Raw genomic sequence first — 22685 nt, 5'->3', positions numbered from 1 at the left:
CCCTGACAGAGGGTGGCCGGTCGGCGGGATCAGATGGGCGGTGGCTCGATGTCGCACTCCGCCCGCATGCCGGCCGCCGCCCACCGGCTCTCCGGATGGTCCGGGCCGAGCGTGTCCAGATAGCGCCGCTGTACGGAGGCCAGCAGCTCTTCACCGGCCTCGGTGTCGCCCGTCGCGGTCATGTCCAGGGCCAGGTTGGTGAGGGCGGCCAGCGTCGCGGGGTGACGGTCGCCGTAGCGGGCCTCCAGCTTGCGGGCGCACTCCTCGCCCAGGGCCCGCGCTTCCTCCGCCTCCCCGGCCAGGGCGAGGTCGGTGGCGAGGTTGACCCGGGCGAGCAACAGCCAGGGGTGGTCGTCGGGCAGAGCGGCGGTGAGCGCGGTCACCGTCTGCTGGTCGACCCGCCGCGCCTCGGCGTGCCGGCCCGAGGCGCGCAGGGCGGCCCCGTGGTTCACGGCGGCGGCGCACGACAACGGGTGCTGCGCGCCGAGCACCGCGTGATACCGGTGCAGGGCGTCGCCGCTGTGCTCGCGCGCCGACCGGGGGTCCCCGGTCATCCGCAGGTCGTTGGCCAGGTTCGTCGTCGCGGCGAGCGTCTCGATGTGTTCGGGGCCGTAGTGGGTGCAGTGCAGTGCGAAGGACTCCTGGGACAGGGTGAGGGCCTGCTCGAACTCACCGGCCTTGCGGCACGTCACCGCCATGTTCTTGACGGCGCGCAGGGTGGCCGGGTGCTGGTCGCCGTACTGCTCCCGGTAGCGCGCCAGGGTGTTCGTCTGCAGGGCGAGGGCCTCCGCGTAGCGCCCGCACTCGCGCAGGTCGCGGGCCACGTTGTTGATCGAGAAGAGGGTCGAGCGGGCCGTCGGGCCGAGGACCGCCAGACGGCCCTCGTGGCACTCCTCGTCCCGCGCGAGCGCCTCGGCGTACAGGCCGTTGACGCGCAGGCTCACGCCGTAGTTGTGGGCGACCGTCAGCGCGTACGGGTCCGTCGCGCCGTACAGCCGCACGCTGCGGTCGTACGCGTCCTGGTCCAGGGCGAGCGCCTCGGTGAAGCGTCCGGCCGCGCGCAGGTCCGCGGCGGTGGCACCGGCCACGGTCAGCGTGTACTCGTGGTCGTCGCCCACGGTGGAGCGCAGCCGGCCCAGCACGTCCTCGTTGATCCGCCGGGACTCGGCGAACTGCGACAACTGCCAGTGCGCACTGGCCTGTTGCCGCCGCGCCCACAGGGTCTGGAGATGGTCGGGGCCCAGCTCGTCCGACCACACCTTGGCCACGTGCCCGGCCAGTTGGACGGCGCCCGGGAAGTCACCGCGGGCGATGACGTAGCCGAGGATGCTCAGGGCGGTGGCGCGGGCCTCCTGGTCGCCGCAGTGCAGCAGGCCCGAGGGCTCCAGGTGGGGGAGGATGTCGGCGTAGTTGCCCCAGTTCTCCGGCCGTTGGGAGTTGCCGGGGTCGTGCGCGGCGATGATCCGGTGGACGAGGTGGCGCATCGTGGTGCGCTCCTCCTCGGACATCTCGTCCTGGAGCACCCCGCTCAGCAGGCGGTGCACCTGGAGGGTGGAGGTCGCCGGGTTCACGGTCAGCAGCGAGAACTGGTTGATGGCGCGGATCGCCCGCCCCCGGGCCAGCTCGTCGCGGGCGACGGAGGCGAGCGCCTCCGGCAGCGGAAGCAGTCGCGCGTCGTGCAGGAAGGACTGGGCGATCGGCTCGGGCCCGAAGGAGGCCAGCAGGCGCAGCAGTTCCAGCGCGCGCGGGTTCTGCGCGCGCAGCAGGTCCACCGAGGTGCGCCAGGTGGCCGCGACCGTCTGGGCACCGGAGAGGGCGGGCTCCGCGAGCACCTCCCGGCGACGGTGTTCGAGCAGGTCGAGGTAAGCGTCGGTGCGGATGCCGGACTGGGCCTGGGCCGCGGCCGAGTGCTCCAGGGCGAGCGGCAGGTCACCGAGCGACTCGGCGAGCCGCTGGGCCTCCTCCGTGGTGGCCCAGGGCGTGCGCCGGCGCAGGAAGGCCACGCTCTCCTCGCGGCTGAACACGTCGACCCGCAGCGCGTGGACGCGTTCGGCCCAGCCGGAGTGCCGCGAGGTCACCAGCACATGTCCCGCACCGTCCCGCACGCCGAGCAGCGAGGGGACGTACGGGACGACGTCCTCGGGCGCCCCGGCGTTGTCCATGATCAGCAGCCAGCGGGTGAACGGGTCCCCGGTGGACATCGCCGCGAGGACCCGGTCGACCGGGTCGCCGGGGCCCTCGGCGGCCGGGCCGAAGTCCGGGGCGAGGGAGGCGAGTTGCTGCCGGATCACCGCGGGCTGCTCGGCGTCGATCCACCAGATCCGCTGGTACTCGGTGTGGTGCCGGCGCACGTACTCCACGGCGAGCCGGGTCTTGCCGACCCCGCCCATGCCGTACAGGGCGTAGGGCAGGACGGCCACCTGGTCGCCGGCGTCGAGGAGCCTGCGCAGCTCGCCGAGTTCCGTCTCCCGGCCGGTGAAGTGGCCGGCCTGGGGCAGCGGCATGGCGCGCGGCAGCCGCGTAGGCAGGGCGTGCGAGGCGCTCGTGGTGCTCGTGGCGCGGCCGGTCGGGGCGGCCGGCCGGCCGGAGGCGGGCGGCTGGTCGGAGGCGGGCGGGGGCGTCGTACGGGCAGAGGCGGGATCCATCGAGACGTCCTCCGTTGGCCGAGCCGGGTCGGTGGGCCGGGGGGCAGGGGTGGGCGCCGCGTCCTCGGCGGGCGCGCCCGTCCGACCTTGGCTGTCCTTTCCAGCGAGCGGCGCGTCCAAAGACGTACGCTCCCGTGCGCGGGCCAGCGCACTTCCGTAGGCCGGTCCGAGCGCGGCGAGCGCGGGCGCTGCGGCCGCGAGCAGTTCCCGGTCGGCGGCGGACAGGGCGCTCCCGTCGAGGTCGGCGGGGGCGACGACGAGGGTGCCGAGCAGCCCCGCGCGGGCGCCCAGCACGGCTCCGGCGACGTCCGACACCTCCTGGAGCGTGCGGAGGGTCTCCTTGCGGCCGAGCCCGCGCAGCAGCCGGTCCCGCACCCCGTCCAGGAACTCGTACAGCGGTCCGTCCGTGCCCGGGCGTACGGACAGCAGGCCGCCGAGCAGGATCTCAGCGAACGGCAGCGGTTCCGTCTCGCGCCCCAGCAGCCGCTGCACCGCCCGCACCACCTCGGGCCGCAGCGGCACCATGGCCAGCCTGGCCGCGAGCCGCCGGGCCCCCGGCGAGGCGTGCTCCAGGAAGCGGCGCACCCGCTGGTCGGGGGAGACCGGGTCGGGCCGGCGGTCCGGGGCGAGCGGCGGCAGGCACTCCGGCGCGAGCCCCTGCTCGTCCACGAGGAGCGCCGCGATGTCGTGCCGGGTCCCGGCCTCGCCGGTCACCAGACGTGCCCAGCCGGCGAACCAGGAGGACTCCAGTTCGAGTACCGGTACGGGCACCGGTCCCCCGCGCGCCCATGTGCGGTTGCGGCGCTGCTGGAGCAGCGCGTTCGGCAGGCCCGGCGCGGCCGCCCGCACTCGCACGTCGCGGGGCACCCCCTCGCACAGGTCCCACAGCCGGCTGGGCAGCGGCTGGAGTACGGCGACGGGGGCCCGGCGCGCCCACCGGTACAGCATCCGGGGCACGTTGCCGGACGCCCAGGCGTCGCCGACGCAGTCGCTCAGCACCAGGATCAGCCGCCGCCCCTGCGGATGGAACAGCTCGCTCGGCGCGCGCGGCGGACCTCCCCGCTCGGGGCGCAGGGCCGCCGCCTTGCCGTCGTGGGTGTCCAGCCGCCACATCCGTACGTCCGCGAACGCGCCCTGCCTGCGCAGGAGTTCGGCGAGCCGGGCGGCGACGCCCTGCCACACCGCCAGCGACACGCTGTGCTCGACGACGAGTGCCACCTCGAACCACCGGTCCGGCACGTCGACTTCGACGGGGCTCCACCGGCCCAGCTCCGCGGACCGGACGGCCGTGGCCTCCTCGTCCAGGGTGTACCGGTGACGGGAGCGGACACGGCGGTTGAAGGGGCGCAGCGTACGGGCGAAGCGGAGCGGGTCGCGGAGGATGCCGGGACGGGTGTCCGTGTCGAAGAGGGGGGTGGAGAGCGCCGGGGTGGGCGCGTTCGAGCCCGGCGGGGCGGGCACGTCGTACAGCGGGGGAACGCCGTGGGCGGGCGCGGAGGCGGGCGGGGCGGGCGTCGGCTCGGGGGCGTGCGGTGCCGTCGTGCCGGGCCGGTCCTGGCCCGGGGGCGCGGGCGGGTCGGCGTCGGTCGGCGGGCGGTCCGCGGTGGGTCCGCCGTTCGCGCCGTCCCGGGCGCTCGTGCCGCCCCCGGCGTCCCTGCCCGCACCGTCCCTGCCGTCACCGTCGCCCCCGGCCCGCAGACCGTAGGGGCCCGGGGGCGCGTCGTCCGCCCGGCGCGTCGTCGGGTCGCGGTCGGGTAACGCGCCGCCGTCCGCCCCGATGCGCTCCGCGAGCCAGAGCGCCTCGGCCCATTCGCGCGCGGTGGGCGGCGCGGCCGCCCTGCGGCCGGTCATGGCGCGGAATCCGTCGCCAGACTGCGCCACAGCGCGGCCCGCAACTGCGCCCACGACGCCTCGTCCGCGTGGGCGGCGCGGTTCGTGACCAGGTGGACGGTGTTCAGGAGCTGGTCGGCCGCGACCGCCCCGTCACCCCGCTGCTCCAGGAAGGAACGGACCAGGTCCCGTGTGTCCGGGTCGAGTTCCGGGCCGAAGTGCGACTCGATCATCGCGGCGAGCCGGTGCTCGTCCGGCGGGGCCAGCTCGACCTCCAGGCACCTTCTGCGGAAGGCGGGCGAGAACGCGCGCTCCCCGTTGCTGGTGATCACGACCACCGGGAACTCGGCGCACCGCACCCGGCCGTCCCGCACCACGACCGGGGCCCCGTGGTCGGCCGTGCCGACGCTCGCCTCGCGCCGCGACTGCCCGAGCCGCTCCAGCTCCCGGATCCGGAACTCGCCCTCCTCGAAGATGTGCAGCAGATCGTTCGGCAGGTCGACGTCGCTCTTGTCCAGCTCGTCGATCAGCAGCACCCGGGGCCGCTTCCACGGCAGCAGCGCCGTGCCCAGCGGTCCCAGCGTGAGGTAGCGGCCGATGTCGGGCAGCGGGCCCCGCGAACCGCCGGAACCCGGTCCGGCGGGGGCGTCCTGCACCCGGCCGATGGCGTCGTAGTCGTACAGACCGTCCCGCAGGGTGGTGCGGCTGACGACCGGCCACCACAGCACCTTGCCCAGTCCCAGCTCGGCGGCGATCTGGTGGGCGAGGCTGGACTTCCCGGTGCCGGGCTGCCCGGTGACCAGCAGCGGGCGGCGCAGCTGGATGGCGGCGTTGATCAGGTCGACGACCGTGCGGTCGAGCGTGCCGGGCACGCACGCGCCCAGCTTGCGCTCCACGTCCAGGGAGTCGGCGGGTACCGGGATGTCGCGCGGCGGGCTGTCGGTGGTCTGGCGGAAGCGCCGCCACGGCGGGGCGGGCGGCAGCGGGGGCAGCGGGTCGGCGGGCGAGTGGCGCGCGCCGTCGTCCCGGAAGACCCACCAGGCGGGCGGAGGGGGGAGGGGCGCCCCGTGCAGGTCGGTCGGTTCCCCGCTCATGGATGGCCACCCCCGGTCCGCGGATGCCCCAGCGTGGCCTCCGCCCCCTCCAGTCCGTCTTGGCTGTCCCACACTAGGGTGACGTGACGATGCAGGTCCAGCGTCACCGGTGACGGACCGGTGACGTCCGGATACACGCCTCCCCTCAGAAGGCGTACCCGGTCGGGCAGCTGGTCCAACCTGCCCGCCAGGTGATTCCACAACTGCGGCCGCGCATCGGCGTGATGGCCGTTCTGACGCAGTGCCACGATCGCCGGAATGCCCACTTCCAGCAGTACATAGACCGGATCCGCTGTCAGGTCGCCGTCGTAGTCCGGGGGATCGAACAGCACGAAACAGAACGGACTGGTCCCGCCCCGGAGTTGACGCAGCAGCTCCGCCGGGGCCGGTGCGGCGCCGGGTGCGACGTACCGTACGGCGGGCGCGTCGAAGACCTCGTCGGGGTTCAGCTCCAGCCAGTCCAGCCGGCGGTACAGCGCGGGCCACCAGCTGCGGATGCGGAACCGGTCGCGGCTGCGGACCAGCACGGTGTGGTCGGCGCCTATGGGCCGGGGCACCGACCCGTTCGGGCTGATCATGAACTGGTCGACGTCCAGCCACAGCAGGGCGCGGGGCAGCATGAACTCCACGGTCAGCTCCCCGCTCAACTCGCCGAGCACGTTCCCCACGTCCTGGTGCAGTGCGGCCACGGTGTGTTCCAGCTCGCGCCGTGACGTCGCCCGGCGGTCGGCGAGCAGGGAGCGCGGCCCGTCGCCGGGGCACAGCAGCCACGCCCGCACCCAGTAGTCCTCGGGGACCGCGGGATGCGCGGTGATGTCGACCAGGATCCGGGCCGGTTCGACGGGGCGCCCGGCACGGAACGCCTCGCGGTTGCGCACCTGGTGCAGCAGGCTCGGCGGACACGCGAGCCGGGGCGCCACCCGCTCGTTCCAGAGCCGCAGCCGCTTCTCCAGAGCGGCCGGCTGACGGACCGCGACGGCCTCCACGAAGGAGATCAGCGGATGGGCCTCGTCCGGCATGAGGAGGGCGTCCTCGAACGCGTCGAGCAGTTCCGCCACCGGGTACGGGCCCGTCGCGCCCCCGGCGCGCTCCGGCAGGGCCGGCAGGAACCGCAGCGCGATCCGCTCGATCGGCGTGCCGGGGGCGCGGGTCTCGAGCAGGGCGCACAACTCGTCGTACTCGGAGGAGGCGAGCAGCCGCTCGGGGTACAGGCGCCGGTACATCTGCTCTACGTCCGTCCAGGCCCGCATCCCGGTACGGCCGCTGCCCAGCGTGTCGAGGTAGAACCGCAGGCCGTCCGGATAGGCGTCGCACGCGCGCAGCGTCTGGAGGACGTCCTCCCTGATCATCCCCGACGGCGCGACGTCGAGCTGCCCGAACCGCTCGGTGAAGGTGTCGTGGGCGCGCCGCAGGGTGACCGGGTGGGCCAGCCCCGGCACGCGCACGATCAGGCCCGCCAGCTCCCAGAACAGACTCGTGCGGGGCGTACCGGCGTCCGTCATGACGCCGGCTCCGGCGCCCCGCGCAGCCGGCGCAGCACCCGCTCGAACTCCCGCATCGGCAGCGACCCCCGTTCGTACCAGCGCAGTGCGGCGGCCAGCCGGTCGATGCCGTCCGCGTACTGGAGACACACCTCCACGATCCCGCGCACGTCCTCGACCAGCACCGACGACCGTTCGGCGAGGTCGAAGACGTCCTCGCCGGTGTCGCGCAGCACCCGGTCCCGGCGTTGCGCGTCCCGCATGCCGGCGACACGCACGAGAGCCATGGTGAGTTCCCGGGAGGCCCCGGGCGGCCACTCCGGCGCCGGCGGCAGCTCAGCGGCGACGGCGTCGGCCAGGAGCGGGCAGTACTGTACGAGGGCCTCGACCGGGATCATCCACGCCGTGCGGGCCGCCTCGTCGCGCAGCGCGGCGACGACGACGCCGATCACGTCCCCGCGCTCGTCCACCACGCCCGCTCCGCTGTATCCGCCCCGCACCCGGGCGCCGGCCAGCCCGGTGCCGTCCAGCTGGATCCAGTCCGCGCTCAGCCCGCCCGCCCCGACCAGCCGGGCGGTGACCCACAGGCCCGGCGGCTCGGGCGTGCCCTGGCCGAAGACCCGCACGGCGCGTCCGGCGGCCGCGCGGCACGGGCGCAGCCGCGCGGGCGAGCAGTCCCGGGGCGCGGGCGCCTCCAGCCGGAGCACCGCGACGTCCGCGCGCTCCTCGTCGGGCGGGGCCCAGCCCTGGGGCAGCACCGAGGCGTACGACACGCCGCGGCTCAGTGAGCCGGGGTGGTCCAGGGCGATCCGCGCCCCCTCGGGACCGCTCCCGTCAGTCAGCCCCAGTGCCTTCTGCACGACATGAGCACACGTCACCACCCGTTCCCCGCCGACCAGAACACCCGATCCCACCGGCGTGTTGTCCGTGCCGAGAATCCGTACCCGCCAAGAGTCCTCGATCGACTGCGACACCCCGCGCCCCGTTCGCTCCGTCTCGTCACGATGCTGACAGAGAAAGGCGGTCGGTGACAGCGGTGCGCGTGAACACTGCAACGGTTCTGTTGCACAGGGTGAGCCGGCGCCTCACGCGGCCGCGGCGGCCGATCCGTCCGGCCGGCCGGGCCACTGCTCGAACCAGCGCAGCTCCGCCTCCAGTCGGGCGGCGACGGAGACCAGCAGCGGCTCGCTGTTGGCGGGTCCGAGCAGCTGGGCGCCCACGGGGAGGCCGTCGCCCACGAAGCCGGCGGGCACGTTCACGCCAGGCCAGCCCAGCACGTTCCACGGCCAGGCGTACGGGCAGGCGGCGATCATCGCCCGGTCGGTGGCGAGCCCGCCGAGCTTGTGGAGGGCGCCGATCTCGGGCGGCGGCGCGGCCGTCGTCGGCGCGAGGATCACGTCGTACGCGTCGAAGAACGCGCCGATCCGCCGGTGCAGGACCGCCTCGGCGCGCCGGGCCGCCCGCAGCGGCGCGCCGCCCAGCAGCCGGCCGAGCCGGGCCGCGTCCCGGGTGCGCGGGTCGAGCAGCGCGGGGTCGGGGGTGTCGCGGACCCACTCGGCGATGCCGACGGTGGCGCGCGGCACGAAGGTCAGCCCGATCTGGCCGTAGGGCGGGTCGGCCTCCTCCACCGTGTGCCCCAACCCGGCGAGTTTTTCCGCGAGTTCGAGGATCCTGGACCGCACTTCCGGTCGCAGGCGGGCCGGTACGGCGGTGAACGGCGGCTTCAGGGACAGAGCGACGCGCAGCCGGCCGGGGTCGCGGCCGACCGCGTCGGACACCGTGAGCGCGGGCGGCCGGTGCGGGTCGTGCGCGTGGTTGCCGCAGGCCGCGTCCAGCAGCAGCGCCGCGTCGGCGACGGTACGGGCCAGGGTGCCGTTGACGGTGATGCCCTGGAAGGACTCGCCGCGCGGCCAGGTGGAGATGCGGCCGCGCTGCGGCTTGATGCCGATCAGATGGGTCCAGGAGGCCGGGATCCGCACCGAACCGGCGCCGTCCGAGCCGAGCGCGGCCGGGACCAGACCGGCGGCGACGGCGGCCGCCGAACCGCCCGAGGAGCCGCCCGGGGTGTGGCCGGTGTGCCACGGGTTGCGGGTCTCCCCGAACGCCGGGCCCTCGGTGAACGGCCACTGCCCCAGCTCGCAGGTGTTCGTCTTGCCGACGATCACGGCTCCGGCCGCGCGCAGCCGCCGTACGGCCTCCCCGTCCTCGGCGACCGGCGGGAAGTCGCCCCGGCAGCCGAACGCGGTCGGCTCGCCCGCCACGTCCATGTCGTCCTTCACGGCCACCGGCACGCCGAGCAGCGGACGCCGCACCCCGGCGGCCAACTCCCGGTCGGCGGCGTCCGCTTCGGCGAGCGCGGCCTCGGCGCGGACGACCCGGAACGCGTTCAGGGTCGGCTGCGTGGCCTCGATCCGGGCCAGCGCCCGCTCCACCAGCGCGCGAGAGGTCACCTCACCGGCGGCCAGGGCGCGAGCGGACTCCGCGAGGCCTGCGGCACGGTCGGACGTCATTGCGGGAGCACCTCCGGGACTCCGAGCACCATGTCTACTGAACGGTAACGTCAGATGGGGTGCCTCGGTACAGCTTTCGCCCAGGCTGGTTGGGCCGAGCGGAGGCATGCAGGTGGTGGGCCCGCGGATCACCTCGGACGATGGTGATCTGATCTTGGTGTGGCGTCAGGAGGTGATCAGTTTGGCGACGGAAGGTGATCAAGCGAAGCGTTCCCCCAGGACCGGCTCCGGCTCTCACCTGCTGGGGCGACGGTGCCTGATGAAGACCAAACAGTCACGGGCGGAGCTGGCAGGGGTCCTGCTGGTCCTGCTCCTGACGGCATCGGTGGCGGCCTGGTGGGGCATCGAGGACTTCAGCGAGGCCTTGGACTTCCCGGGTCGTATCACCGGAGCAGCCCTGATTGCGGTGTCGATCATCACGTTGCTGGGCGCTGTCGCGGTCGTGGACCACTGGGGCCAGGGGACGATTCCTCACTCCGGATTGGTCGCGCTGATCAGTACCGTCGTGGCGTTCCTGGTGAACACCATGCTCCTGCTTCAGGTGTCCTTGGACGGCGAGCGCATCCGCTATCCGGTGCTGTTGGGCTTGCTCGCGGTGGGTTCGGTGTTTGCTGCCCTCATGGTGTGGCGGACATTGGGCGAGATTCCCGCTCCGAAGCGGGTGGCTGCGGCACTGATCGTCTCCACGGTCATCGCCATCGCCAATTTCAGCTACCAGAACCTCTATCAGCCATTCCATCGCGGGATCCAACCTCTTGTGAGTCTGACTCCGGGGAAGCCTGTGCTCCGTCAGGATCGCAAAGAATTCGCCGTGCCGGTCGACATCAGGATTGTGAACAGCAGTGATGTGGGTTTCTACGTACTGGGCACCGAGTTCCACGCCATGGGAGAGAAGGTGGGGGTGAGCGACTCGGCCCGGCCCCCTGGGAAGTGGCGTGATGATGCAGAGCAATGGAGCAAATACCAGGAGAAGCACCCGCTCTCCCGCACGGAGGCCTACCAGCCCGGACAGTTGGTGGCGGCGAAGCCATGGATCCCTGCCGGACACTGGATCGAGGCCAGCGACGAGTTCGTGGTTCGGACGGTTGTTCAGCTTCCCATTGGTACGCCGTACGACCATTTGACGTTCTACGCCACCGCGAGTCTGGCGCGCAAAGACCGGCTCGGCGTGGATAAATTCGGCCAGACTGAGTATTCCTGGAAGGGTGCCGAGCTGCCCCAGTGGGTAAAGAGCGGGCGGGGAGACCAGGATACCCTTGCCTACAAGGCCAGGCTGGAAGAGAACAACGCGATCGACCGGCATACGAGGGAACGCCGCTACGTCACTGTCTATTGGCGTTTCGGCCCGCATGGCGTAGACGTGTCAGAGGTCATCGCACGCGAGGGCGAGGAAGGTCGCGAATTTCCCGAGCCGACGAACCGCGAGGTGCGGCGCCGGTACGGTCTCGTCGACGTCTTGGCGGGTCCGATCGAACTGCCGCTGTGGGACATCAAGGGTCGGCGCTGACCAGGCCCTCCAGCCACATCACCAGGGCGAGAGAGCTGTTCACACGGTCCCAGGCGTATGAGTCGCCCATGCCCAGCCGAGCCTCTTCCACGGCCCGGCACAGTGTCTCGACGTCGAACATCTCCTCCACCAGCGGATGCCGCGCGGAGCGGCACAGGTCGATGAGTTCGTCGCCGTGTGTGCGCAGGCCACGGGCGTACAGCTCGTTGAAGGGGACCTTGACCGCCCGGCCGCGGATCCGAGGCGGCAGCAGATCCGCCATGGCCTCGCGGAGCACCGCTTTCGGACGGCCCGGACGGAACGTCGCCTCGGCTGGGAGCCGGCGCATCGTGGCGACGACCTCCGGGTCGAGGAAGGGGTGCGAGAGGAAGAATCCGTCCTGCGGTGCGCGGTGCCAGGACAGAAGGTCCGGAGCGGCGAGGTAATTGGCCGCGTCGTAGAGCGATTGTTCCGGCGCACGCCCGAAGACGAAGCGGCTCTCAGCGATGCTGGCCTCGCGATAAGCGTGGGCCCGCGCGAATCCGGATCGCAGCCACGGGGGACGGCCGAAGGTGCCGAGCCCGTCGAGCACCGTTCCGCGGCGGGCCGGCCCGCTGATCCGTTCGGCCGCCAGGGGAAGAGCCGGCTGTATGACGTAGGCGTGGACGATGTCCCGCACGCCCCGCTCGCTGCTCTCGGCCCAGGCGCGCGCCTGCCGCGCCAGCTGCCGGAGCCGTCCCGTGCGGGCCAGCCGGTGCAGGTGAAACGGGTTGGCGTCCGCGATCGGATCGGCCCCGCAACCGGTCAGGAGGGTGTCACAGCCCAGTTCCGCGGCAGCCGCGTGGAGCCTGCTCCAGAACGGGGCGCGGAAGGCGTGCGCATGAGGCTCGTCCGCGTCCCCGGCGTGGTGCCGGAAATCGTCGAAGTCGGCCACGTCGCCGGCGTCGACGATCACCGGGCGGGCCGCGGGCGCGCGACGGCGGATCTCCGCCATCGCCTCGTCGAGGTACGGCCCCTCCCCGGCCAGCTCTCCGCTGCCGAAGCGCCCGGCGAGCAGGACGAGGTCTCCAGGGCGGTCGTCTCCTGTGGCCAGTAGGCGTGTCGCGAGCAACGCGACGCTGGTGGAGTCCATGCCGCCGGACACGTGGCATGCCGTCGTCGTGCCCATCCGGCGCCCGACGGCGTCCTCCAGCGCGCGCCGCAGGGCGTTCACCGCCCCGCCGGGGCGGGCTCCGTCGGTCGGCGGCGGCAGCAGCGGGCCGCGGCTCCCGGACACGCGGCCGCGCAACTGCCCGGTGAGGGACAGCTCCACCACCTCGCCGCCGAGGATCCGGTGCACCCCGGCGAACGGGGTGAGGTCCGCATGCGGTTGCGCCATGTTCCCGGTCAGGTACCGGCAGAAGTAGCGGCGTTCCAGCTCAGCGCCGTCGCCGAGGCGGCGTGCCGAGGTGCTCACCGCGCTCACCCGGCCACCGGACTCCCTGAAGAACAGCGGGATGCGTGCCTGCACGTCCCGGATCAGCAGGATGCGGTCGCGGTACACCAGGACGGCCGCATAGTCACCGTTCGGCAGACGTGGTGCGGCTCCTGGCCGGCCGAAGGTGTCGAGGAGGCGGTGCGCACCCGCCACGCGATCACGGACCGAGCCCGCCCAGCCGACGACCGCCGCGGTGCCGGCCCCGGAGGAGACCGTCGTCACGAGTCCCCGGCTCGCCATGTCCTCGGCCGCCCGGAGTTTTGGTGCGCCCTCGGCCCACTCGAGGCGGACCGCCTCCACGTCACCGCCCTCCGCGGTCGATGGAGAGAACCGGCGTGAACGCGTGGCCTCGCGGCTCGGCGTCGGGGATGCACAGCCCCGCCGCCGACGTCCAGGCGTGCAGGGCGAACGGGTGCTCGCGCACGCCGACGTGCAGCGCGGCCTGCAGGCCGCACCGCCGCAGCAGGACGAAAGCCGTCACGGCCTCGGCCTTGCAGTCGTCGTTGACGAACCAGCTGGTGCGGCCGTGCCGTTGCACCGCTCGTTTCAGCCGTACGACGTCCTCGGCGTCGGGGGGTTCCGCACGGGTGTAATCCGGGGCCGCCAAGGAGAGGAGCCGCAGGACGCGTCCGAACCCCACGGTCCGGATCAGCAGGTGCACTCCACGCAGCCAGAGCCCGACCTCGGCGTTCGTGTAGTCCTTCCGGCGGGGCACCGCGCACCCGGCACGGACGAGAGCGGTGACGAGTTCCGCGCGTTCCTCAGGGCTTCCGTCGGCGAGTTTCCGGAGGTCCGCCGTTGTCATGCCGAGAAAACGGGTCCGCCGCCAGTCCGCGATCAGGACTCCTCCGGACATCCTGATGACGCGGCAATACGGTGACAGGATCCGCCTCATGGCCACAAGGGGCTCGGTGTCCTCTGCCACCGCACCTCCTCGAAGGTGTCAGGACTGGTAACCGTGGCCGTCGTAGTCGCCGCCGCTGAAGCCCCGAATCAGACGGCCGTTGCCGAGAAGGAGAAGTCGACGCGGCCTACGGCGCCGCAGTAGTCGGAGAAACATCGCCCACCTCCAGGATCGGGCACGGGCGGTCAGGTCCAGGCTACGCTGCCCCGAACGGCGCGCAACCGGAGTCCCGGTGCCGGCGCCGACGCACGCGGGACTCGTTCCTGACCCTACGTCACATAACGCACGGACGCAGGAGACAGCGGACCGGACCGGGCAGGCAACCGGCGCGGGGCCGCGCCCCTCCTATCTGTCGAGTGAGCCGTACGGGGACCACGCGCCGCACGACGCGCCGTGCGTGCCCTGCCCCGCCCCACGCGCCGACAGGAGCCCTCACATGGACCGCACCGAGCCCCCACCCTCCGCGGGCCCGTCCCGCCGCAGATTCATGGTGTACACGGTGGCCGCGGCCACCCTTACGGTCGCCGCCCCGCTCGCCTGCACCCCCGCGCCCGCGGAGGGCGCAGAGTCCGTCCGGGCCGGCTCCGACGTCCTGGTGACCGGCACCGACGAGGAGATGCTGGTCCTGGAGGTCACCACGGCCAACCACGTCGTCGTACGGCTGCCCCGGGCCGAGGTCGGCCAGGGCATCACCACCGCGGTCGCCATGATGATCGCCGAGGAGCTGGACGCCCGGCTCGGCGACGTGCGGATCCCGCTCGCCGACGCCCGGACGAAGGGCAACCAGTTCACCGGCGGCTCCAGTTCGGTGAGTTCGCTGTACGGCCCGGCCCGGGAACTCGCCGCCACCGCCCGCGCCCTGCTGGTCACCGCCGCCGCCCGGCGCTGGCACCTGCCCGCCCGGCTCCTGCGCACCCGGGACACCATGGTCGTCGCCCCGGACGGGCGCACGGCCACCTTCGGCTCGCTGACCGCGAGCGCGGCCCGCATCCACCGCCCTGACGTGCCGAGCAAGCCCAAACCGGCGTCCCGGCACCGGGTGATCGGACGGCCGGCGACCAGGATCGACGCCCGGGACATCGTCACCGGACGGGCGAAGTACGCCGGGGACCTCGCGGTGCCAGGCGCCAGGCCCACCGTGGTGGCCCGGCCGCCGACGATCCGGGGCCGGCTGCTCACGGTCGACGACCGGGCGGCCCGCGCCCTGCCCGGCGTCCACGCCGTCGTCCGGCTGCCCGAGGCGGCCGGTGTCGCCGTCGTCGCGGACACCTTCCACCAGGCCTTCCGCGCCCGCGACGCGCTGCGCCTCGGCTGGGCGCCGGGCCCGCTCGCGGCCCTGTCCGACGCGCAGATCCGGGCCCGGCTGAAGGCCGCCGTGCCCCGGTTCGGCACCCCGCCGCGCGGATCGACCCAGGTGACCGGGGAGTTCGCGTTCGCCTTCGTCGGCCACGCCCCGATGGAGGTGCTGACGGCGGTGGCCGACGTCCGGGCCGGCCACGCGGAGCTGTGGTTCTCCGCCCAGACCCCCATGGAGGCGCGGGACGCGGTCGCCCAGGCGGTCGGTCTGCGCCCGTCGGCGGTCCGGGTCCATGTCGTGCGCGGCGGAGGCTCGTTCGGCCGCCGCCTGACCTACGACGCGGCGATCGAGGCGGCGCTGATCTCCAAGGCGGCCCGCAGTCCGGTGAAGCTGATGTGGAGCCGGGGCGACGACATCCGGCACGGCCGCATGCGCCCGGCGAGCCATCACCGGATCCGGGCCAGTGTGGCCGGGGGCCGGGTGGTGGCCTTCGAGCACGCGTCGGCCTCGGTGGGAGAGTCGTACGACGGCACGGGCCTGTCCGCGCAGGGTGGCGTGCGCACGGCGTCCGGACCGCTGCCCAGCGACTCGGGCCTGTACAACTTCGGCCGGGTGAGCGGCGATTCGGGCGGGATCGAGCTGGCCATGCCGCTCGGCGCCTGGCGGTCGGTGGACTCCGGGACCGTGCGGGCGGCCGAGGAGATCATGGTGGACGAGATCGCCCGCGCCCTCGGCCGGGACCCGGTCGCCCTCCGCCGGACGACCCTGCGGAACAAGAGGGTCGGCGCCGTCCTGGACAAGGTCGCGGCGGCGGGTCACTGGGGCCGGGCCATGCCCGGGGGCACCGCCCAGGGCGTCGCCGTCCACGAAGAGTACGGCTCCTGCGTGGCCTGCCTGGCCGAGATCGACGCCACCGACCCGAAGAACCCCCGGGTGACCAAGGTGGTGATGGCGGCCGACGTCGGTACGGTCGTCAACCCCCGTGGTCTGGAGGCCCAGTTGATGGGCACGGCGATCGACGGGATCTCCGTCGTCCTGCAGGCCGGCCTGCACATCGACCGGGGCGCCGTCCGCGAGGGCAGCTTCGCCGACTTCCGCTACGCCCGCCAGCGCAACGCGCCGCTCGCCTTCGAGGCCCACATCCTGCCCTCGACCCGGGAGCCGGGCGGCGCCGGGGAACTCGGCGTCCCCGCCGCCACCGGCGCCGTGGCCAACGCCTACGCCCGCGCGACCGGCACCGTGCCCCGCACCTTCCCGCTCACCTTCTGACCCACGGCCTCTGACCCACGGCCTCTGACCCACGGCCTCTGACCCACGACCTCTGATCCTTTACCTCCGACTCACGACCCGAAGGCAGCCATGCGCTCGTACTCCTTCACCCTCAACGGCGAACCGGTGACCGTGGAGGCGCCCGCCGACATGCCCCTGCTCTGGGTGCTTCGAGACCTCCTCGGCGTCACCGGTCCCAAGTACGGCTGCGGTGTCGGCGTCTGCCGCGCCTGCACCAGTCACCTCGACGGCGCCGAGATCCAGCCCTGCACGGTCCCGGTCGCCGACTGCGCGGGCCGCACGGTCACCACCATCGAGGGCCTGGCCGACGGCGACATCCTCCACCCCGTCCAACAGGCCTGGATCGACTGCGACGTGGCCCAGTGCGGCTTCTGCCAGCCGGGCCAGATCATGGCCGCCGCGGCCCTCCTGAAACGCACCCCCCACCCCACGGACGCCGACATCGACGCCCTGGAGAACATCTGCCGCTGCGGCACGTACTTCAGGATCCGGGAGGCCATCAAGAAGGCGGCGGCCGACGGCAGTTGACCTCTCGGAGCACTCACCGGTCCAGGAGTCGGCGCAGCCAGTCCAGTTGGGCGGCGCGGGCGGCCCGGGAGAGGGCGGCGTGGGGGACGAGGTCGTCGAAGCCGTGGAAGCCGCCCGGCCAGACGTGGAGTTCGGCCGTGCCGCCGGACCGCCAGATGCGGGACGCGTAGTCCACGACCTCGTCCCGGAAGGTCTCCGCGGAGCCCACGTCGAGGAAGGCCGGGGGCAGGCCGGACAGGTCGTCGGCACGGGCGGGGGCGGCGTACGGGGAGACGTCGGGGGTGCCCCGGCGCTCGCCCAGCAGGGCCGTCCAGCCGGTCTCGTTCGCGGTGCGGTCCCATAGGCCGACGCCCGCCATCTGGTGGCTGGAGACGGTGTCGTTGCGGTCGTCGAGCATCGGGCACATCAGGAGCTGACCGATCACCGGCGGGCCCTGGCGGTCGCGCAGGAGGAGCGCGAGTGCCGCGCACAGGCCGCCGCCCGCGCTGGCGCCCGCGAGGACGATCCGCTCCGGGTCGCCGCCGATCTCCTCGGCGTGTTCCGCCGTCCAGAGAAGTCCGGCGTACACGTCGTCGATCGGGGCCGGGTGCGGGTGTTCGGGCGCCAGCCGGTACTCCACGGACACGACCACGGCGCCCAGTTCCCGGGCCCACCGCAGCGCGGAGTCGACACCGTCGCGGTTGGTGCCGAGGATCATGCCGCCGCCGTGGACGTAGTAGATCACCGGAAGCCCGGTGGCCGGGGCAGCGGCGGCAGTGGGCGTGGGGCGGCAGACGAGGAGGGAGACCTCCGGGGCGCCCTCGGGCCCCGGCACCGCACGGTCCTCGGCCTCGAACGCGCCGCACAGCGTCAGGTCCATCAGCTCGAGCAGCTCGGCGCCGGCATCGTGGCGTACGGCATCGATCTCGTCCGGGGTGAGACCGGGCGAGATCTCGTCCTGGAGCAGCTTTAGGGCGGCGGCGAGTTCCGGGTCGAAGGGGGGCGGGACCAGCGGCATGTCTTCTCCTCCTCGCATGCCCCCTTGACACGTACCGTACGACGGCGAAGGGGGCCGGAGCTTCACGAAGCTCCGGCCCCCTTCCGGGTGCGCACGGCTCAGGCGGCCGCGCCCACGTTCCCGTGCAGGCGGGCGACGACCTCGGTCAGCTGGGCGGCGACCTCGGCGTCGTCGACCGGGTGGGTCTCGGCGAAGCGGGTCACGGAGCCCGGGATGGACAGCTTGATGTCCTCGATCACCTTGCCGCCGGCGATGCCCACGGCCTTGCGGGCGTCGTCCTGCGCCCACACGCCGCCGTACTGGCCGAAGGCGGTGCCGATGACGGCGACGGGCTTGCCGGTGAAGGCGCCGGCGCCGTACGGGCGGGACAGCCAGTCGATGGCGTTCTTCAGGACGGCCGGGATGGTGCCGTTGTACTCGGGGGAGAAGAGCAGGAACGCGTCGGCGGCCTGCGCGGCCTCACGCAGCCGGGCGGCGGCGGCCGGGACGCTGCCCTCGACGTCGATGTCCTCGTTGTAGAAGGGGACCTCGGCCAGGCCCTCGAAGACCTCGACCTCGGCGCCCTCGGGCGCGACCTTGACGGCCGCCTCGGCGAGCTGGCGGTTGTGCGAACCGGCGCGGAGGCTGCCGACGAGGGCGAGGATGCGAATAGACATGGGGAACTCCAAGGGGGGCTGAAACACTGCTGGCACAAACCGGACCGGGGTCCGCTTAATTTCTAGCAGGCTAACCGGACCGCGGTCCAGTTTTGTTCCCGATGCTTTACGCTGGCTTCATGTCCAGCGCCCTGCCGCCCTGCCCCGAGCCCGAGGAGCCCCTCGACACCCCGCAACTGCTGGAGGTCGGCCGGGGACCCGACGAGCCGTGCCTGCGCGCCGACGCCGCTCGCAACCGGGCCCGGCTGCTGGAGGCCGCCGCCCGACTGATCGCGGAGCACGGGGCGGCCGGCGTCACCATGGAGGCGGTGGCCGCGGCCGCCCAGGTGGGCAAGGGCACGGTCTTCCGCCGCTTCGGCGACCGCACCGGACTGCTGACGGCCCTGCTCGACCACTCGGCGCGGCAGCTGCAGGCCGACTTCCTCGCCGGCCCGCCGCCGCTGGGGCCCGGGGCGCCGCCCCTGGAGCGGCTGCGGGCGTTCGGCGTGGCGGTGCTCTACCGTTCCGCCGAGCAGCTGGACCTGCAGCTGGCCGCGCAGCCGGAGCCGGACCGCCGGTTCACCCACCCCTCGGTCCAGGCGCTGCGCACGCACATCACGGTGCTGCTGCGACAGCTGGTCCCGGGCGCCGACTGCGAGCTGCTCTCCCAGACGCTGCTGGCCTACCTCGACCCCGCCCTGATCCACCATCTGACCAGGCAGTGCGGGATGCCGATGGAGCGGCTGGAGGCGGGCTGGCTCGACCTCGTCGCGCGGGTGACGGGCACGGAGCCGCCTGCCTGACCGGCGCGTCGGCTCTCTGTCGAGGCTCGCTCAGCCCTCGACGCCGGTGAACATGTCGACCAGCCCCTGCGGCGCGTCGGCGCGGAACAGCAGCGCGGCGCCGTCTGCGGAGCCGGCAGCGGACGCCTCGGCGCGCGGGAACAGCCTCTCCTCGTAGGCGGCCAGCGCGGCCTCCGTGTCCCCGGGGTGCGCGGCCAGCGCGAGGCCCAGTTCGGCGCCGTCGAGCAGCGCCAGGTTGGCTCCCTCGCCGGCGAACGGCGACATCAGATGGGCGGCGTCGCCGAGCAGCGTGACCCCGGGGATCCGCTCCCAGCGGTGGCCGATGGGCAGCGCGTGGATCCGGCGCGGCACCAGCGGGCCGTCCGCGTCCGTGACCAGCGCCCTCAGGTTCTCGTCCCAGCCGTCGAACTCCTTGAGCACGGCCTCCTTGGCCGCCTCGGCGTCCGTGAAGTCGATGCCGTCCAGCCACTCCTCCGGCGCCTCGACGGCGACGTAGACATGCAGGCTGCCGTCGGTCTCGCGGTGCGCGAGGAAGCCCCGGCCGGCGCCGAGCGCGAAGAGCATGCCGCCGCCGACGACCCCGGCGCTCACCGGATGGCGGACATCGGCCTCCAGCAGGTTCACCTCGACGAACGACACGCCGGTGTAGGCAGGTTGGGCGGGCGAGAGCAGCGGGCGGATCCGCGACCAGGCGCCGTCCGCGCCGACCAGCAGACCGGTCGTGAAGGCGCTGCCGTCCGCGAGCATCACCTCGTGCCGCCCGCCGCCGAGCGGGCGCGCCTGCGTCACCTTCGCGCCCCAGCGGACGGTGCCTTCAGGCAGGGAGTCGAGCAGCAGGTCGCGCAGCTCGCCCCGGTCGATCTCGGGGCGCCCGCCGGTGCCGTCGTCCGTCATCTCCAGGCGCACGGACCCGAACTGGTCGAGCACACGCGTCTCCTGACCGCCGGCATGGACCCGGGCGAGGAACTCGTCGTGCAGCCCGGCGGCGCGCAGCGCCTCCTGACCGGAGTCGTCGTGGATGTCGAGCATGCCGCCCTGCGTGCGCGCGGCCGGGGAGTCCTCCAGATCGAACACGGCCGCCGGTATGCCGTGTACATGCAGCACCCGGGCGAGCGCGAGCCCGCCGAGCCCGGCGCCGACGACGGCGACGGGGTGGTGGGGGAGCGTGGAAGGGCTGGTGGCAGGGTTGGTAGAGGGGTTGGTCATGGTCGCCTCCTGGCGGGTCGATCGGGTACGGCGGTGCGTTCGATGCCGTTGATCAGGGTCTGGAAGGCCCACGAAACGCGGGCCTCGGGCGTGCCGGACAGCAGGTCCTCGGCGGTGGCGGCGATGTGCGGATGGGTGCGCTCGGGCGCCTCGCGCAAGGCGCTCGCGACTGCCTGCCACCCCTCTGGAGACTCCTCCCCGGCGTGCTCGGCGGCGGTCGCGGTCGCGTGCTGCAGCAGCAGGTCCACGCCCCAGGCCGCCCGCTCGCGCGGCACCCCGCCCTCGTCGAGCAGCGCGAGCAGCGTCTCGATCAGGTTCAGGTAGTGCGGGCCGCTCGGCCGTGCGGTCAGCGCCGAGCGGGCGAGGCTCGGATGCTCCAGCAGCATCGCCGTGTAGGCGGTGAGCACCTGTTCGAGCCGCTCCCGCCAGGTGCCTTCGGCGGGCGCGGGCCCGACCGTGCCGAGCAGCTCATCCAGCACGGCCGCGTGCAGCTCGTCGGTGTTGCGGACGTAGACGTACAGCGAGGCGGGACCGGTGTCGAGTTCCTGCGCCAGCCGCCGCATGGTCACCTTCCGCAGCCCCTCGGCACGCAGGATCGCCACCGCGGCGGCGACGATGCCCTCCCGGGTGAGAGCGGGCTTGGCGGGGCGTTCACGGCGGGAACGGGGGGAGCGAGGAGAGGCTGTCATGCGTTAACCGTAACGAACATGTTCGGCGCGAACAAGTTCGTAGCGAACGTGTTCGTCACAGTGCGCTCGTCATCACACCTCAGCCTGCTCACGAGATCGCGCACCGCTCACGAGATTGCGTGCTTTCGTCCAGCGCTGAACCATGTCGCCCCGCCCGCATCCGGCCCCGGCCCCTCTGCCAAGATGCGGTCTGTCATGGTGCAGATACCGAACACGCCCACGAGTGCCGATGTGGCCCGCCTGGCCGGCGTCTCCCGCGCGACCGTCTCCTACGTCCTCAACAACACCAGGTCCGTACGGATCAGCGAACCGACGCGCCGCCGCGTCCACGAGGCCGCGCGCGAACTCGGGTACGTGCCCCACGCGGCCGCCCGCAGCCTGCGCGCCGGACACAGCCGTATGGTCCTGATGCCCGCCCCGACGTTCCCGGTGGGCCCTCTTTACAGCCGATTCCTCGACGAACTCCAGTCGGCCCTCGGCCGCCTCGACTACACGGTCGTGCAGCACGGCACCGTCGGCCTCCAGGGTGACGAAGCGGCCCGCGCCTGGGCGGAGTTGAGACCGGTGGCCGTCCTGGTGCCCGGGGTGGGACTCGGCCCGCGGGGCGTCGCGGTCCTCAAGCGGGCCGGTGCCCGGGCCGTGGTGACCCTCGGCCCCGACAGGGTCGACGGGGCGCACGCCCTGCTGGCGGACCATGACATCGTCGGCCAGTGCGCGGGCGCCCACCTGTACGCGCGCGGCCGGCGCCGGGTCGGCGTGGTCGTGCCCGAGGAGCCCGGACTCGAGGTGTTCTCCGCGCCCCGGCTCGCGGGCGTGCGTCAGGCCCTGCGCGGCACGGCCGCGACGGTGACCGAACTGCCGCTCGCCTACACGGAGGAGTCCGCGGCCGAACTCGCCGCCCGTTGGCGGGAGTCGGGCCTCGACGCGGTGTTCGCCTACAACGACGAGTACGCCATGCTGCTGATGCGCGCCCTGCAGGACGAGGGCCTGCGCGTCCCCGAGGACGTGGCCGTCGTGGGCGCCGACGACCTGATGCTCGGCCGGCTGCTGCGCCCCCGCCTCAGCACCGTCCGCATCGAACTGCCCTCCGGACGCGACCTCGCGGAACTGGTCGACCGCGCGGTGCACGAGCCCGGCGGCGAGCCCGAGGTCCGCGAGGTGCTGGGCGCGTCGCTCGTCCACCGCGCGTCCAGCTGACCCGGCGGCCGGTGCGGCCGGCCCGGGGACCGGTGCGTACGACTGCCGCCCGCGGCGCGCACCACGCCGCGGGCGGCACCCGCGAACAGCTGTCCCCCCGACCGCGGATTACTCGGCCTGCCCCTGCCCCTGCTCAGCGGCGATGCTCTTGCGGACCTCGTCCATGTCCAGCTTCCGCGCCTGCCCGATGACGTCCGCGAGGGCGGCCTCCGGCAGCGCGCCCGGCTGGGCGAAGATCGCGACCTGGTCCCGGACGATCATCAGCGTCGGGATCGACTGGATGCCGAACGCCTGCGCCAGCTCCGGCTGGGCCTCCGTGTCCACCTTGCCGAATACCAGGTCCGGGTTGTCGCCCGCGGCCTTCTCGTACACCGGGGCGAACTGACGGCACGGCCCGCACCAGGACGCCCAGAAGTCGATGAGAACGAACTCGTTCTCCGTCACCATCTGGTCGAAGTTCTCCTTGGTCAGCTCCACAGTGCTGCTCATGGCGTGATTCCCTCTTCCTGGGGTGGGGGTTGTGCCACCGGCGCAAACACGACCACCCTGCCCGCTATTCCGGCGCGGTACGCCGTCCCGCGCCACACCCCGTTCCCGTGCCACGCGTCATCCCTGT

At 73.4% G+C, this 22685-nt stretch carries 17 protein-coding genes; 5 read left to right on the top strand and 12 right to left on the bottom strand.

Annotated elements, in window-relative coordinates:
- Window positions 1–29 precede the first annotated feature (29 nt).
- From fxsT to ABZ865_RS05885, 5 genes are all read right to left on the bottom strand, one after another.
- On the bottom strand, window positions 30–4496 hold the full coding sequence (gene fxsT / locus ABZ865_RS05905) for an FxSxx-COOH system tetratricopeptide repeat protein (RefSeq protein ID WP_361224543.1): 4467 nt from the start codon (window positions 4494–4496) through the stop codon (window positions 30–32).
- Window positions 4493–5569, bottom strand: coding sequence for an AAA family ATPase (locus ABZ865_RS05900; RefSeq protein WP_361224540.1), 1077 nt, complete (start codon window positions 5567–5569; stop codon window positions 4493–4495). Before ABZ865_RS05900 ends, fxsT begins: the two co-directional genes overlap by 4 nt.
- Window positions 5566–7071, bottom strand: coding sequence for a hypothetical protein (locus tag ABZ865_RS05895; protein WP_361224537.1), 1506 nt, complete (start codon window positions 7069–7071; stop codon window positions 5566–5568). Before ABZ865_RS05895 ends, ABZ865_RS05900 begins: the two co-directional genes overlap by 4 nt.
- Window positions 7068–8024, bottom strand: coding sequence for a trypsin-like peptidase domain-containing protein (locus tag ABZ865_RS05890; protein ID WP_361224534.1), 957 nt, complete (start codon window positions 8022–8024; stop codon window positions 7068–7070). The genes ABZ865_RS05895 and ABZ865_RS05890 overlap by 4 nt, the downstream gene beginning before the upstream one ends.
- A 111-nt stretch (window positions 8025–8135) precedes the next feature.
- The gene (locus ABZ865_RS05885; RefSeq protein ID WP_361224531.1) at window positions 8136–9560 is read right to left on the bottom strand and encodes an amidase; all 1425 of its coding nucleotides are present in this window, start codon (window positions 9558–9560) and stop codon (window positions 8136–8138) included.
- Window positions 9561–9666: 106 nt separating this feature from the next.
- Here ABZ865_RS05885 and ABZ865_RS05880 point away from each other — a divergent pair, with 106 nt between their 5' ends.
- Entirely contained in the window at window positions 9667–11067 is a 1401-nt protein-coding gene (locus ABZ865_RS05880) for a hypothetical protein (protein ID WP_361224528.1), read from the top strand.
- Here the strand turns inward: ABZ865_RS05880 and ABZ865_RS05875 are convergent.
- Both ABZ865_RS05875 and ABZ865_RS05870 read right to left on the bottom strand, forming a co-directional pair.
- Window positions 11051–12823 (bottom strand): asparagine synthase-related protein, encoded by a 1773-nt coding sequence (locus tag ABZ865_RS05875; RefSeq protein WP_361224525.1) that lies wholly within the window; start codon window positions 12821–12823, stop codon window positions 11051–11053. The genes ABZ865_RS05880 and ABZ865_RS05875 overlap by 17 nt on opposite strands.
- 1 nt (window position 12824) lies before the next feature.
- Complete coding sequence (locus tag ABZ865_RS05870; RefSeq protein ID WP_361224522.1) at window positions 12825–13379, bottom strand: lasso peptide biosynthesis B2 protein; 555 nt, start codon at window positions 13377–13379, stop codon at window positions 12825–12827.
- A 535-nt stretch (window positions 13380–13914) separates the two neighbouring features.
- Here ABZ865_RS05870 and ABZ865_RS05865 point away from each other — a divergent pair.
- Both ABZ865_RS05865 and ABZ865_RS05860 read left to right on the top strand, forming a co-directional pair.
- The gene (locus ABZ865_RS05865) at window positions 13915–15993 is read left to right on the top strand and encodes a molybdopterin cofactor-binding domain-containing protein (RefSeq protein ID WP_361227148.1); all 2079 of its coding nucleotides are present in this window, start codon (window positions 13915–13917) and stop codon (window positions 15991–15993) included.
- Window positions 15994–16083: 90 nt separating this feature from the next.
- Window positions 16084–16542, top strand: a complete 459-nt coding sequence (locus ABZ865_RS05860; protein ID WP_361224519.1) for a (2Fe-2S)-binding protein — start codon at window positions 16084–16086, stop codon at window positions 16540–16542.
- A 13-nt stretch (window positions 16543–16555) separates the two neighbouring features.
- On the opposite strand, the gene ABZ865_RS05855 is transcribed toward ABZ865_RS05860, so the two are convergent.
- On the bottom strand, window positions 16556–17539 hold the full coding sequence (locus ABZ865_RS05855; protein ID WP_361224516.1) for an alpha/beta hydrolase: 984 nt from the start codon (window positions 17537–17539) through the stop codon (window positions 16556–16558).
- Between the two features lie 98 nt (window positions 17540–17637).
- Complete coding sequence (locus ABZ865_RS05850) at window positions 17638–18195, bottom strand: NAD(P)H-dependent oxidoreductase (protein WP_361224513.1); 558 nt, start codon at window positions 18193–18195, stop codon at window positions 17638–17640.
- Between the two features lie 101 nt (window positions 18196–18296).
- Between ABZ865_RS05850 and ABZ865_RS05845 the strand changes: the two genes are divergently transcribed.
- Window positions 18297–18977, top strand: coding sequence for a TetR/AcrR family transcriptional regulator (locus ABZ865_RS05845; RefSeq protein ID WP_361224510.1), 681 nt, complete (start codon window positions 18297–18299; stop codon window positions 18975–18977).
- A 30-nt stretch (window positions 18978–19007) separates the two neighbouring features.
- Here the strand turns inward: ABZ865_RS05845 and ABZ865_RS05840 are convergent, their stop codons facing one another.
- Both ABZ865_RS05840 and ABZ865_RS05835 read right to left on the bottom strand, forming a co-directional pair.
- On the bottom strand, window positions 19008–20183 hold the full coding sequence (locus tag ABZ865_RS05840) for an NAD(P)/FAD-dependent oxidoreductase (protein ID WP_361224507.1): 1176 nt from the start codon (window positions 20181–20183) through the stop codon (window positions 19008–19010).
- A complete protein-coding gene (locus ABZ865_RS05835) occupies window positions 20180–20872 on the bottom strand; it encodes a TetR/AcrR family transcriptional regulator (RefSeq protein ID WP_361224504.1) in 693 nt (230 codons plus the stop codon). The genes ABZ865_RS05840 and ABZ865_RS05835 overlap by 4 nt, the downstream gene beginning before the upstream one ends.
- Window positions 20873–21055: 183 nt before the next feature.
- Between ABZ865_RS05835 and ABZ865_RS05830 the strand changes: the two genes are divergently transcribed.
- A complete protein-coding gene (locus ABZ865_RS05830; RefSeq protein ID WP_361224501.1) occupies window positions 21056–22069 on the top strand; it encodes a LacI family DNA-binding transcriptional regulator in 1014 nt (337 codons plus the stop codon).
- Window positions 22070–22177: 108 nt separating this feature from the next.
- On the opposite strand, the gene trxA is transcribed toward ABZ865_RS05830, so the two are convergent.
- On the bottom strand, window positions 22178–22558 hold the full coding sequence (gene trxA, locus ABZ865_RS05825; protein ID WP_361224498.1) for a thioredoxin: 381 nt from the start codon (window positions 22556–22558) through the stop codon (window positions 22178–22180).
- Window positions 22559–22685 lie beyond the last annotated feature (127 nt).

The organism is Streptomyces sp. NPDC047085 (assembly GCF_040643735.1).
GTDB lineage: Bacteria > Actinomycetota > Actinomycetes > Streptomycetales > Streptomycetaceae > Streptomyces.
The sequence above is the reverse complement of the archived record's forward strand: the minus strand, read 5'-3'. Positions and strand labels throughout refer to the sequence as shown.

Coding starts and splice junctions, on each gene's coding strand:
- ABZ865_RS05900 (WP_361224540.1), bottom strand. CDS start 5,569: ATGAGCGGGGAACCGACCGACCTGCACGGGGCGCCCCTCCCCCCTCCG.
- ABZ865_RS05840 (WP_361224507.1), bottom strand. CDS start 20,183: ATGACCAACCCCTCTACCAACCCTGCCACCAGCCCTTCCACGCTCCCC.
- ABZ865_RS05895 (WP_361224537.1), bottom strand. CDS start 7,071: ATGACGGACGCCGGTACGCCCCGCACGAGTCTGTTCTGGGAGCTGGCG.
- ABZ865_RS05850 (WP_361224513.1), bottom strand. CDS start 18,195: ATGTCTATTCGCATCCTCGCCCTCGTCGGCAGCCTCCGCGCCGGTTCG.
- ABZ865_RS05870 (WP_361224522.1), bottom strand. CDS start 13,379: ATGTCCGGAGGAGTCCTGATCGCGGACTGGCGGCGGACCCGTTTTCTC.
- ABZ865_RS05845 (WP_361224510.1), top strand. CDS start 18,297: ATGCTTTACGCTGGCTTCATGTCCAGCGCCCTGCCGCCCTGCCCCGAG.
- ABZ865_RS05830 (WP_361224501.1), top strand. CDS start 21,056: ATGCGGTCTGTCATGGTGCAGATACCGAACACGCCCACGAGTGCCGAT.
- ABZ865_RS05880 (WP_361224528.1), top strand. CDS start 9,667: ATGCAGGTGGTGGGCCCGCGGATCACCTCGGACGATGGTGATCTGATC.
- ABZ865_RS05865 (WP_361227148.1), top strand. CDS start 13,915: ATGGTGTACACGGTGGCCGCGGCCACCCTTACGGTCGCCGCCCCGCTC.
- ABZ865_RS05835 (WP_361224504.1), bottom strand. CDS start 20,872: ATGACAGCCTCTCCTCGCTCCCCCCGTTCCCGCCGTGAACGCCCCGCC.
- trxA (WP_361224498.1), bottom strand. CDS start 22,558: ATGAGCAGCACTGTGGAGCTGACCAAGGAGAACTTCGACCAGATGGTG.
- ABZ865_RS05885 (WP_361224531.1), bottom strand. CDS start 9,560: ATGACGTCCGACCGTGCCGCAGGCCTCGCGGAGTCCGCTCGCGCCCTG.
- ABZ865_RS05860 (WP_361224519.1), top strand. CDS start 16,084: ATGCGCTCGTACTCCTTCACCCTCAACGGCGAACCGGTGACCGTGGAG.
- ABZ865_RS05855 (WP_361224516.1), bottom strand. CDS start 17,539: ATGCCGCTGGTCCCGCCCCCCTTCGACCCGGAACTCGCCGCCGCCCTA.
- fxsT (WP_361224543.1), bottom strand. CDS start 4,496: ATGACCGGCCGCAGGGCGGCCGCGCCGCCCACCGCGCGCGAATGGGCC.